At 58.9% G+C, this 12,371-nt stretch carries 9 protein-coding genes; 6 read left to right on the plus strand and 3 right to left on the minus strand.

Annotated features, from left to right (window positions below; translation table 11 throughout):
• Positions 1 to 97 precede the first annotated feature (97 nt).
• From U9R61_RS03050 to U9R61_RS03065, 4 genes are all read left to right on the plus strand, one after another.
• Positions 98 to 1,045: a sigma-70 family RNA polymerase sigma factor gene (locus U9R61_RS03050; protein WP_322487348.1), complete on the plus strand. Its 948-nt coding sequence runs from the start codon at positions 98 to 100 to the stop codon at positions 1,043 to 1,045.
• 184 nt (positions 1,046 to 1,229) lie between these two features.
• Positions 1,230 to 2,264, plus strand: a complete 1,035-nt coding sequence (locus U9R61_RS03055; RefSeq protein ID WP_322487349.1) for a GNAT family N-acetyltransferase — start codon at positions 1,230 to 1,232, stop codon at positions 2,262 to 2,264.
• A 198-nt stretch (positions 2,265 to 2,462) separates the two neighbouring features.
• Entirely contained in the window at positions 2,463 to 3,062 is a 600-nt protein-coding gene (locus U9R61_RS03060) for a hypothetical protein (protein WP_322487350.1), read from the plus strand.
• Between the two features lie 15 nt (positions 3,063 to 3,077).
• A complete protein-coding gene (locus tag U9R61_RS03065; RefSeq protein ID WP_322487351.1) occupies positions 3,078 to 3,524 on the plus strand; it encodes a GNAT family N-acetyltransferase in 447 nt (148 codons plus the stop codon).
• Between the two features lie 117 nt (positions 3,525 to 3,641).
• Here the strand turns inward: U9R61_RS03065 and U9R61_RS03070 are convergent, their stop codons facing one another.
• The 3 genes from U9R61_RS03070 to U9R61_RS03080 form a co-directional block, all read right to left on the minus strand.
• Positions 3,642 to 3,809, minus strand: coding sequence for a hypothetical protein (locus tag U9R61_RS03070; protein WP_322487352.1), 168 nt, complete (start codon positions 3,807 to 3,809; stop codon positions 3,642 to 3,644).
• 80 nt (positions 3,810 to 3,889) lie between these two features.
• Positions 3,890 to 4,090 carry a hypothetical protein gene (locus U9R61_RS03075; protein WP_322487353.1) on the minus strand — a complete coding sequence of 67 codons (201 nt, stop codon included), beginning with the start codon at positions 4,088 to 4,090 and terminating at the stop codon, positions 3,890 to 3,892.
• Between the two features lie 127 nt (positions 4,091 to 4,217).
• Positions 4,218 to 4,667 carry a PaaI family thioesterase gene (locus tag U9R61_RS03080; RefSeq protein ID WP_322487354.1) on the minus strand — a complete coding sequence of 150 codons (450 nt, stop codon included), beginning with the start codon at positions 4,665 to 4,667 and terminating at the stop codon, positions 4,218 to 4,220.
• 448 nt (positions 4,668 to 5,115) lie between these two features.
• Here U9R61_RS03080 and pulA point away from each other — a divergent pair, with 448 nt between their 5' ends.
• Both pulA and U9R61_RS03090 read left to right on the plus strand, forming a co-directional pair.
• Positions 5,116 to 11,073 carry a pullulanase-type alpha-1,6-glucosidase gene (pulA, locus tag U9R61_RS03085; RefSeq protein ID WP_322487355.1) on the plus strand — a complete coding sequence of 1,986 codons (5,958 nt, stop codon included), beginning with the start codon at positions 5,116 to 5,118 and terminating at the stop codon, positions 11,071 to 11,073.
• 189 nt (positions 11,074 to 11,262) lie between these two features.
• Positions 11,263 to 12,342, plus strand: coding sequence for a metal ABC transporter solute-binding protein, Zn/Mn family (locus tag U9R61_RS03090; protein WP_322487356.1), 1,080 nt, complete (start codon positions 11,263 to 11,265; stop codon positions 12,340 to 12,342).
• The last annotated feature ends 29 nt before the right edge of the window (positions 12,343 to 12,371 follow it).

A 12,371-nucleotide genomic window follows, 5' to 3' on the forward strand; every position in this document is an offset into this window, starting at 1 on the left:
GGGAACCGCAGAGGCTACCACCTGCGTCTACATCTATGAACCTCAGCGGTTCGCATCGCACGCGCCGGACAGTCTCACCGGCGCATAAGGAGGCGCAATGAGCAACCCAACCACGATTGGTCGCAGCGCATCGGATACGATTGTGCTGTATCTGAACGAGATCGGCGCCGAGCCGCTGCTGACGTTTGAGCAGGAACAGCAACTGGCCAACGCAATTGCGCAGGGCCGGCGCGCCGCCGAGCGGCTGGCTAATGAGCCATTGCTCCCGATCACCGAAAAGCATCGGCTAGCGGCGCAAGTCGCTGCTGGCGAGCAAGCTCGCGCCCAACTCATTAACTCTAACCTGCGACTAGTAGTGAGCATTGCCCGCCGCTATCAAGGCCACGGTCTGGCCTTGCTCGATCTGATCCAAGAAGGCAGCGTCGGCCTCATGCGCGCGGTCGATAAATTTGACGCCAGCCGCGGTCTGAAGTTCTCGACCTATGCTACCTACTGGATCCGGCAGAGCATCGGGCGCGCGATTGCCGACCACAGCCGCACTGTGCGCTTGCCGGTGCATTTAGGTGAACGGTTGAGCCGGCTGTCGCGGCTGCGGCAAGAACTGGCCCAACAGCTCGACCGCGAACCGACGCTGGAAGAGCTGGCCAATGCCGCCAGCCTGACCATCGAACAGGTCGAGCGGGCCGAGCAAGCCGGGATGGCGCCGGCGTCGCTTGATGAAGCGCATACGGAAGACGGCGGCGGCGCGCTCGCCGAAATCTTGACCGATCCGCTCCAACCCACCCCCTTTGATGAGGTGAGCGAGAGCATGCTGCAGGCCGATGTGCAAGCTGCGCTGAGCCAGCTCTCGCCGCGCGAGCGCAACATCTTGCGCCTGCGCTACGGCCTCGACGGCGAGCCGATGCACACCCTCGAACAGATCGGCCAGCGCCTGCGCCTCACCCGCGAACGGGTGCGCCAGTTAGAGCACGAGGCGCTGCGCAAGCTGCGCGATCCGTCCTTGCATCCGCAGTTGCAAGGATATGTCAACGAGACTCTGCCGTAAATCTAGCCCTTGATAATCAAACGGTTCTCCCCTTGGGGGAGAACCGTTTTCGTTTACACGGGTAAAGTCTCAATAACAACACTGTCATCATAACAAGGGAATATTTCCCTGCTCACGACTGAGCATCGTGTGTTACAAACAACACGACAGCAGCGAACGCACGCCTACAGAGAAGGAACGTAAGGTGCAAATCATCCAACCGGTCGATCAACAACTCTGGTGGGAGGTTGCCCACGCTTGCCCGTATGCCACCTTCTTCCACACCCCGCGCTGGACGGAGCTAGCCTGCCGTGTGAATAGCACCGTCCGCGATCGCTCCATTGCGGCGATTTTGCCCAACGGCGTGCGCGCCGTGCTGCTGTTGCTCGAAATCCGGCGTTACGGCCCTTTTGCGGCCTTGATGTCAACCTTTGAAGGCTGTTACGGCGGCATCATTGCCGATGGGCCGCTTAGCAGCCGTGACGTCGCTCGCATCTATCGGCAAGCTTACCGCTGGAATATCAGCAACTTCTACTACCTTGCCAACCCGCTCGCCCCGCCGGAAACGATCGACACGACGTATCGTTTTAGTGATGAAATTGCCCACATCCTCCATCTAGACAGCGATTTTGAGACGATCTTCAACCGCTTCGACAAGAGCACCCGCACCAATTATCGGCGCGGTCTACGTGAAGGAGTGCGCATCCGGCGGGCAGCATTACCCGATGACTACGCTGCCTATTACCGCACCTACCGCGATGCGGTGCGGCGGTGGGGTGAAGATGACAACTATGGCTATTCGTGGGAATTTTTCACCCACGTCTTCGCCTTCGAGCAGCGCTACCCGGAAGAGATGGCGCTTTGGGTCGTAGAACTCGATGGCGCCGTGGTCGGAGGAACTTTAGCCTTCTACTGGAACCAGCACGTCACTGCGTGGCACGGCACCGTAACGCGCGAGGCACTCAAACGGCGGGCAATGGTCGTGCTCGATGTCGAGATTGCGCGTGATGCCGCAGCGCGCGGGTTCCGCTATTACGACCTCAATACCAGCGCCGGTATCACTGGAGTGATGCAGTACAAGCGCAATTTTGCCACTACCGATCACGTGATCGCCCGTTGCCGCTATCGCAGTCCTTTGCTCAAACCGGTGATTGCCTTGGTCAACCAGCTCCGCCGCCGTTCACCCCATACCGAGAGTGAACAAGTACCCTCCAGCTCGATGCTCGTTGCCGATTCGTAAGCGTGCCGTTGCGCACCCCTCACGATGGCGCTTTCACCTCTTCCTCCCGCTATCCTTATCCCGCCATTGCGGCTGACAAAGCTGTTAAGTTTAGAGCGCTGGTTGTCACCTAACTTTTCATCTTCTGGTTTTATAACCAAGACAGCATCGTGTTGCATATACCACACATATGGTTATTACCAAGCAAGGGACATCCTTATGCGCACCATTACTGCCGTCAGCCGCCAGCTCTGGTGGGAAGTTGCCCGTGCTTGCCCATATGCCACCTTCTTCCACACCCCGTGCTGGACTGAGATTGCCTGCGCAGCTATTCCCGCTGTGCGTGATCGCACCATTGCCGTATTCTTGCCAAGCGGTGTCCGTGCCATATTGCCACTGCTGGAAGTGCGTCACAATGGCCCGTGTATAGCATTGCTCTCGACCTTTGAAGGCTGTTATGGCGGTATTATCGCCGACGGCCCGCTCACTGCCGTCGAAGCAGCTCACATCTACCGGCTGGTTTATCGCTGGAATGTGACCAGTTTCGCCTATTTGACCAACCCGCTAGCGCCGCCGGAAACAATCGACCGCACCTATCGCATTGGCGATGAGATTGCGCATATTATTCGGCTCGACAGCGATTTTGAGACGTTATTTGATCGTTTTTCACGCAACGCGCGCGGCAATTACCGGCGTGGTCTGCGCGAAGGCGCACGCATGCGCCGCGCCCACACTATTGCCGATTGGCAAGCTTATTACGCTGCCTACCGCGACGCCGTTCATCGCTGGGGGAAAGATGAGACCTACGGCTATCCATAGTCATTTTTCGCACAGATGTTTACCTTCGCGCAGGCATACCCGCACGAGATAACGTTGTGGGTGGTCGAACTCGACAGTCAGGTTGTGGGAGGACGACTCGCCTTTTATTGGAACCAGCACGTGACCCTTTGGAATGGTACGGCGACCCGCGACGCGCTGGCGCGACGCGCGTTGTTTGTGCTCGATGTTGAGATTATTCGCGATGCGATTGCACGAGGTTTAAGCTTCTTTGATTTCAACACGAGTGCCGGTATTGAAGGGGTGATGCAATACAAACGTCATTTCGCCACAACAGATTACATCATTGCCCGTTGTGAGTATCGTAGTCCAATGTTACAACCATTGGTGCAACTCGCGCACCGGCTGCAACGCCAAGCAGTTACGCTGCAGCGGGTGCCGGCGTTGACGCCGGATTCAGCGTGCAGCCATCCTCTATCGTCTAACCCCACCCAATGCACATAAAGAAAGGCGAGAAACCTGATAGCGCCACAGGTTTCTCGCCACTTGGCGTCTGCTCTGCGCAGCGCAGAACGCGAATGCTCGTTGGCTTGCCTCCATGCACCAACTCAGCGACTTGTATCACGCTTGCAGCGGCGTTTTTTCGCCCAAAACCAGACTCTGCTTGAACGTCACCACCACGATCGCCAGTGAAGAAAGAACGAGAACCGCCAGCCAGACCACCCCGCCGAGCGGGCCGAACAGCATGTTCATCACATCACCCAACGTGAAGAACAGATTATCCGCCATGGGGAACAGGATGGCATACTAGAACCCGAGCCGGATCCGAACATAACCGTAGATGAAGCCGCCGATGAGTTGCAGCAAGACTAGCAGCGGCGCATACCACCAAGCCCCACTGCGGTGTAGTTGGTCAGATGCAGCAGGCCAAACACAATCACCGAAATGTAATAGTACACTGCGACGTAGCGGTGCAAGAAATTGGCGTACCGCTGCCCGCGCCGGTCGCGCCACCAGAACCAGAGCACGATTGCATCACCAAGCGCGAGATAGAAGGCGATTTTCACCATCCAACAGAACCCCCTCGCTCGTACCGGTGTGAGCAGGACTAGGGGTAAGGATGAACCAAAGCATCGCAAAGCCTTCAACCACATCTGCGCCATACTCTGTCCGCCCCTAAACGCGATGGAGAAGGGCTTATAACACTGGCGTTGCCGGCACGGCAAATATCGTCGCCTGCATAAGCGCGATGGTCGAACGCCGGTCGCCATCAATCGCCATCGCCTCGCCACGACACACCGTCACCGTGCGTCCCGTCCGCACCACCCGACCAATGGCCACAAAACGGTTGCCGCGGGCCGGACTCAGAAAGTTGATCTTGAATTCGACCGTCAACACTTCGCGATCGGCGGGCATGAGCGACAGTGCCGCATAACCGCAGGCACTGTCGAGAATGCTGGCAATCACCCCGCCATGGATGTAGCCGTGCTGCTGGCTGTAGGACGGATCGGCGGGCATTGTAATCGCTAACTCTCCCGGACACACGTGCTCAATCACAGCATGGAGCGCGATCATCAGGCCTTGGCGGGCAAAGCTCGCACGCACGCGCGGTTCCCAGTCAGGGGTTTGCGGGTGAAAGGTGTGCATAGGTGTGGTCGTTAATAAATGGCAGATTAATGCGATCATTGTAACAGATCACGAGGTGGGTAGAGCCGAACCGTCGCCCCGACCGGGGTACCGGGCGATCACCAAACCACTGGGCGCCGCACCGCATCACCGGGCGATCATCGCATCATTAGGAGCCGCACGGCCGTGCGGCTCTACAGTGGTGGATGGGCGATCACCGCATCGCCGGGCAACACACTGCACCATCGGACGATCACCGCATCACCGGGCAACGCACCGCACCATCGGGCGTTCACCGCATCACCGGAAGCCGCACCGCGGTGCGGCTCTACGGAGGAATTTGTTCGTTGTCAACAATACTATTGCGTAAAAAACCAATCTGTGTTATAATCCGTGTTATCCCAGTTATTAGTTATAATGCCAGAGATGTAACTCCCCACTTCATTACGCTAGACAACGAGGTTGTGCCGTGCATCATCGTAGCCTGCGCCTGCTGCTTGCCCTCACGATCGTCTCCGGCCTGATTGCCCTCATGTTGCCCCTGCCTGTTGCCGCCGCTGGCGAAGAGGTGCGCGGCAGCCTCAACGATTGGGGTAATACGCCATGGACGATGTCGGCCAGTCTGGGTGGGACGTTTATCTACACCAGCGGCCAAGTCAACGAACCAAGCAATCCCAACAGCGAATTCAAGTTCTTTAAGCAAACCAGTCAATGGTTCGGCAAAGATGCGCCAAACAACGTGACGTTTGGCCAGATTTTTACCGGCCTCAGCACTGGCGGCGGCGGCGAGCGCAATCTGCGCTTCAACCACGTCACCGGCAGCTATTATGTCTTTAAGTGGGATGGCGGTGGGCGCGGGGTGGTGTTCCAACTGAGCGCATCACCGGCCACGATCACCGGTGTGAACCGCAGTCCGGCTGCGCCGTCCGCCGGGCAAGCGGTGACGGTTACTGCTACCACGAACGTTACCCCACCAGCAGCGCAGGCACTCTGGCTACGTTATGCCGTCAACGGGAATTGGGCAGCCTCCACGGTGGTGAAAATGACCGGCAGCGGCACGTCATTTAGTGCAACCATTCCGGCCCAAACCGCCGGCACGACCGTCAGTTATTACGTCTTTAGTTCAGGAAATGTGGGTTCGATTGACGGGAACGATGCCGATCTAATGACGATCAACGCCGATACGAATGGTGGCAGTAACTATAGCTATACCGTCAGCAGCGGCACGAGTGCCATCACACCCGCCCAAGCCCGCGCGCTGTGGCTTGATCTGAGCACCATCGCATGGAATGGCGGCCCGGCGGCGAGCTTCCGCTTACTCTACGATCCCGACGGCGGTATGACCACCGCAGCCGAAACGACGGTTTGTAGCTTCCCCAGTCCAGCAGCGCCGTGTTATGTACCGTTGACCATCAGCGGTACGGTAAGCGGCTTTGTTAAGAATCCGAACGCGACCGGCCTCACCCGACTGCTCACCGGCTTGAGTGCAGCTAACGCCGGTCACCTACTACGCGGCCAAGTGGTCGTTGCGGCGTATGATGGTAGCGGTAACCGCATCGATGCTACTCGTGTCCAGATTCAGGGAGTGCTCGATGATCTGTACGCAGCCAATGCCGCTGCGCAAACCCTCGGCGTCAGCTACAGTGGTGGCGCGCCGACGGTGCGGTTGTGGGCGCCGACGGCGAAAACGGTGACCCTCCGCCGCTTCGCCACCTCTACCGCTACTTCCTACACCGACCACCCGATGACGCTCGACCCGGCAAGCGGTGTATGGAGCGTCACCGGTGATGCATCGTGGGATCGCCAATTTTATCTGTTTGCGGTTGAGGTGTATGTACCATCCCTCGACACGGTCGTTACCAACCTCGTGACTGACCCCTACTCGATCAGTTTGTCGTCAGACGGCGCTACCACCGATGATGTACGCAGTCAATTTGTTAACCTCAACGATGCCGATCTGAAGCCGACAGGGTGGGATACGCTGAGCAAGCCGGCGCTGACGAACCCCGAAGACATTGTGATCTCCGAGGTGCATATCCGCGACTTCAGCGCCAACGATAGCACGGTTGCAGCAGCGGATCGCGGCACCTACCGCGCCTTTACCTACGATGGAACCGGCCCGCATCCGAACTCTACCCTCTCGGATGGAATGAACCATCTGCTGCAACTGCGGCAGGCCGGGTTGACGCATATCCACCTCTTGCCGGCGTTTGACATAGCTTCCGTGATCGAAAAGCCGACCGACCGCACTGAACCGACCATCTCGTTCAACCCCGCCACCGACCGTGCCGCCACTGGCCCGCAAGCGGCAGTCGGCGCGGCCCGCCAGACCGACAGCTTCAACTGGGGGTATGATCCCTACCACTACGGCGTGCCGGAAGGCTCGTACAGCACCAACCCCGATGGCGTCGCGCGCATCCTTGAGTTCCGCGAGATGGTGCAGGCACTCAACCAGAATGGGTTGCGCGTGGTGATGGATGTGGTCTACAACCACACCGCAGCCAGCGGGCAAGATGACAAATCGGTGCTGGATCGGATTGTGCCCGGCTACTACTACCGCTACGACGCCGCCGGCAATCTCTACCAATCCTCGTGCTGCGCCGACACCGCCACCGAGTACGCGATGATGGAGAAGCTCATGATCGATACGGTCGTGCGCTTCGCTACCGCGTATAAGATCGATGGCTTCCGCTTTGACTTGATGAACCTACACACTCGCCAGAACATGCTCAACGTCCAAGCAGCGTTACAGGCGCTTACCCCAGCAACTCATGGCGTCGATGGCAGCAAGATTTATCTGTACGGTGAAGGTTGGGATTTCGGATCGGCCAAAGATAAAGGACTCACCGTCTGTCCGCACTGCTATGCGCACAAATACAACATGACCGGCAGCGGGATTGGCGTCTTCAACGATATTATCCGTGACGCGGCCCACGGCGGCTACAGCACCGACACGGTTGGCATTCGCCGGCAAGGGTTCATCAATGGCCTCAGCTACGACTGGAACGGCTACAACTATTCCAACCGCTTCCAGAGCGATTTGCACGTAGTAATGGACACGCTGCGCTCGGCGTTGCGCGGCAGCGGCACCGACTGGAACGGGCAAGGCAATCCGTTTACCGACGATCCACAAGAGACGATCAACTACGTCGAAAAGCACGACAACGAAACGCTCTTCGACCAGAACATCTTCAAACTCCCCAACGGCGACGGCAGTGGTAACCCGGGCTGGATCGGCAGTAGCAGTATCTCCACCACAACCATGGCTGACCGGGTACGCAGCCAAAATATGGGAGTGAGTTTGATCGGGTTGGCGCAAGGTATTCCCTTCTTCCATATGGGCCAAGATATCTTGCGCTCGAAATCGCTCGACCGCAACAGCTACGACTCGGGCGACTGGTTCAACCGGGTGTATTGGGATCGCAGTTCCAACAACTTTGGCCGCGGCCTGCCGCCAGCCTGGGATAACAGCTCACGTTGGGGAATTATGACGCCGTTGCTGAACAACACCGCGCTTGACCCCGCCCCTGCCGACATGAACTTCGCCGCCGCTCACATGCGCGAGACGTTGCGCCTCCGCATGAGTTCACCACTCTTCCGGCTCACCACCGAAGCGGCGATCAATGCCCGCGTCAGCCACTACAACACCGATAATAGCCGCGACGGCTTGCTGGTGATGCGGTTGTCAGACGAAATCGATCCCGATCTCGACCCGAATTGGGAGAATATTCTTATCTTCTTCAACGCCAACACGATCACCCAGACAATCACTATCCCCAACGCCAACGGCTTCACCCTGCACCCATTGCACACTAACGGCGTGGATGACGATCCGGTGATCGCGACGGCCAGCTTTAACGACACCACCGACACCTTCACCATCCCGCCGCGCACCACGGTGGTCTTCGTCTCGACCCAAGCCCTCGAACCGCCAAGCACGATTGACTGGGTTGGGCTAATGTTCCCGCGCGGCGGAGTGGCCCACGCCATCAACGAAGGCAGCTTTGCACCCACCGGCTTCGATGTCTTCGTGCAAGTCTACGAAGCGGGAGTGACGCCGGGGGCCGGCCAAGGCGCTGGAATCGAATGTTTCTTGCATTGGGGTCGTTACGGGCAGCCGTGGACCGACCTTCCGATGACTTACAATACTGACATCGGTAATAATGATGAGTATAGGGCGACGATTTCGAAAACGGTGATCGAGGGTCTCGCCCCCGGCACGTATGGCTTTACCGCATATTGTAAGAAGACGGCCGAAACCGGACGTAAATGGAAAGCCGATAGCTACGACATTAACGGTAACCCCGCCGATGACGATCAAGGCGACGGCCTGCTTACGATCATCCCAACTACCGATCCGGCTTCCGAACCAACCGGTGGCGTCTTCGTTCACCTGTTTGAGTGGCGTTGGGCCGATGTTGCGAAAGAATGCACTTTCCTCGGTCAGAAGGGTTACACCGGTGTACAGGTTTCACCACCAAACGAGCATATTGTGCCCACCGCCGATCTCGGCGGCAACCCGGCCAACGATTTCCCGTGGTGGGCGCGCTACCAACCGGTGACGCACGACACCAGCCGATTCACCAGCCGCAGCGGCACGTGGGCCGAGTTCCAACAGATGGTGAACGCCTGTAACAGCGCCGGCGTCGCCGTGATCGTGGACGCGGTGATCAATCACATGGCCGACATCGAAGTGGGCAGCCCACCAACTGGCACGTCAGGCACGCAATACAAATCACAACCGGCAGCCAACCGATTCTACGGCACCCAATACACACCTGACGACTTCCATCCTGATTGTCTGATTACCAACTATCAAGACCGCTATCAGGTACAACGCTGCCAACTGGCCGGGCTGCCCGACCTCGACACCGGCAAAGCGGCAGTTCAGACCAAGCTGCGCAACTACCTGCAAGCCTTGCTCAACGCCGGCGTGCGCGGTTTCCGCATCGACGCTGCCAAGCACATGGCCGCCCACGAGATCGGTGCCATCCTTGACGGCCTCACCCTACCTGGCGGCGGGCAACCCTACATCTTCAGCGAAGTGATCGACATGGATCCCGCCGAACGCATCCGCGACTGGGAATACACCCCTTACGGCGACGTGACCGAGTTTGCCTACAGTGTCAGTGTGATGGGCAACGCCTTCACCTGCGGCGGTTCGCTCAGCGACCTGCAAAACTTCACCGGCGGCTTGTTGCCGTCACGGTTCGCCCAGATCTTCGTTGACAACCACGACAACCAACGCGGCCACGGCCCCGGCGGCGCGTGCGTCGTCGATCACCGTGATGGCCGCACTCACCTGTTGGCCAACATCTTCACCTTGGCCCAACCCTACGGCCACCCATCGGTGATGTCGAGCTACTACTGGACAACCAACCCCAGTAGCAATGCTAGCGACAGCCTTGGTCCACCGAGCAGCAACGACGGCGGCATCACGTGGGGGCCGGGATTGGGGGCCGATACCCGCCCGGTCTACGGACCGGGACAGGTAGCAGGTGAATATCCCGCCAACTGTTCGGGTAACTATCCCAACTCAGTCACGAGCGCCGACCTCGGCACGTGGGTATGCGAGCATCGACATCTGGGCATTGCCAACATGGTGCAATTCCGCCAGACCACCCACGGCCAACCGATCACCAACTGGCAAAACATTGGTGGCGCACCGAGTAACCATATCGCGTTCGGACGCGGCAACCGCGGTTTTGTCGCCATTAACAACACGACGGCGACAGCAACCACGACCTACCAGACCAGCCTGCCAGCCGGGTTCTACTGCGACATCACCAAATATGACTTCGTGGGAGGGATCTGCGTGCTGCCGGGAACGACTACGCCGGCCCCGGCCAGCGCCCTGATTGAAGTGAACGGGAGCGGGCAGATCGTCAACTACACACTGGCTGCGCGCGATGCGTTCGCCATCCATGTAGATGCCCGCCCCACCTACCAAATCACGGTCAGTGCTGATCCAGCGGTTGGCGGCACAGCCAGCGGCGGCGGCGCCTACCCGCACGGCGCAGTGGTGACGGTCAATGCGACGCCGGCCAGTGGCTACACCTTCGTTAACTGGACGGAAGGCGCGAGCGTGGTGGCGACCACGGCCAGCTACAGCTTTGTGGCGACCGGCAACCGCACGCTCACGGCAAACTTTGCACCGATTGTACCCACCGCCACGCCGACCAACACGCCGACCAACACGCCGACCAACACACCGACCAACACACCGACCAACACGCCGACCGCGACGGCCACGCCGACGAGCACGCCCACCAACACGCCGACCGCGACGACCACGCCCACCAACACGCCCACCGCGACCAACACGCCGACCGCGACGGCCACGCCCACCAACACGCCCACCCCTACACCAACGTCGGTGATTACCGGACCGTCGTATCGGATTTATATCCCGATGATCATGCGGTAATCGCTGGTGGTTTGATCGATATGTTACCCCCGTAGCGACGCACAGCCGTGCGTCGCTACGACGCATTGAAAACGCCATCCCGTGGGGACGAACAGCCGTGCGTCGCTACGGGATGCCCTCCATTTGACAATTCCCCATGCATGCGCCATAATCTATTGAAACAATGTTTCATTAATGGAGGCAGATACCATGAAACGGATACAGTACATCACCGTTATCGCCATCGTGACGCTGCTGATCGCAGCGTGCGGCCAGACCCCGGCGAGCCAACCTACTACCGACCCTGCTGGTACGACGGCGAGCCAACCTACTACCGACCCTGCTGGTACGACGGCGAACCAACCTACTACCGCCCCTGCTGGTACGACGGCGAACCAACCCACCGCTGCGCCAGAAGCGATTGCGGTGATGGCCAGCACCAGTATCGTGGCCGATGTCGTGCGCCAAGTTGGTGGCGAGCGGGTGCAAGTTGATACCATCGTGCCGACTGGCGCTGACGGGCACAGTTACGAACCAAGCCCGCAGGATCTAGCGCGGGTAAATACGGCCAAGGCCATCTTTATCGTTGGCGCGGGCTATGAAGAATTTATCGAGCGCCTGATAGCCAGTTCGGGCACGCAGGCCCCAGTGGCATCGTTGTCGGAAAATCTCGCTTTACGCACCATGAGCGAGGAAGAGGCGGCGGGGCATGCCCACGATGAACATGGCGACGAGCATGAGCATAGCCATGAGGCAGATAAGGTTGACGGCCATACGTGGACTGATCCTGCCAACGTCAAAGCATGGGTTGACGTGATTGCGTCAACCCTGAGCCAACTTGATCCAGCCGGAGCAAACACCTACACCACACGCGCCGCCGAGTATCAGCGCCAGCTCGACGAGCTTGATCGCTGGATCACCGAGCAGTTCGCTGTTATTCCCGCCGAACGCCGGCTGATCGTGTCGGATCACATGATCTTTGGCTACATGGCTGACCGGTACGGGTTGCGACAAGTCGGCGCAATCATTCCCGGCGTCAGCACCAGCACCGCGCCTTCGGCCCAAGAGTTGGCAGCACTGCAAGACCTGATTACCGATAATGGCGTCACCGCAATTTTTGTCGGCGACATTGCCAACCAGCAACTGGCCGAACAGATTGCCCGCGATACGGGCGCGAAGATTGTGCGCGTGCTGACTGAGTCACTGACTGACGCGAACGGGCCGGGAGCGACGTATATCGACTATATGCGCTACAATGTCACGCAGATGGTTGACGCGCTGCGCGGGTGATGCGATTTCTCGGCTACAATGGTAGCAAT

The sequence above is a fragment of the Chloroflexus sp. genome (genome assembly GCF_034431535.1).
Lineage (GTDB): Bacteria > Chloroflexota > Chloroflexia > Chloroflexales > Chloroflexaceae > Chloroflexus.

Bases quoted from the DNA above. Each gene is read 5' to 3' on its own strand.
- U9R61_RS03050 (WP_322487348.1), top strand. From the start codon at position 98: ATGAGCAACCCAACCACGATTGGTCGCAGCGCATCGGATACGATTGTG.
- U9R61_RS03060 (WP_322487350.1), top strand. From the start codon at position 2,463: ATGCGCACCATTACTGCCGTCAGCCGCCAGCTCTGGTGGGAAGTTGCC.
- U9R61_RS03065 (WP_322487351.1), top strand. From the start codon at position 3,078: ATGTTTACCTTCGCGCAGGCATACCCGCACGAGATAACGTTGTGGGTG.
- U9R61_RS03070 (WP_322487352.1), bottom strand. From the start codon at position 3,809: ATGGCGGATAATCTGTTCTTCACGTTGGGTGATGTGATGAACATGCTG.
- U9R61_RS03075 (WP_322487353.1), bottom strand. From the start codon at position 4,090: ATGGTGAAAATCGCCTTCTATCTCGCGCTTGGTGATGCAATCGTGCTC.
- U9R61_RS03080 (WP_322487354.1), bottom strand. From the start codon at position 4,667: ATGCACACCTTTCACCCGCAAACCCCTGACTGGGAACCGCGCGTGCGT.
- U9R61_RS03090 (WP_322487356.1), top strand. From the start codon at position 11,263: ATGAAACGGATACAGTACATCACCGTTATCGCCATCGTGACGCTGCTG.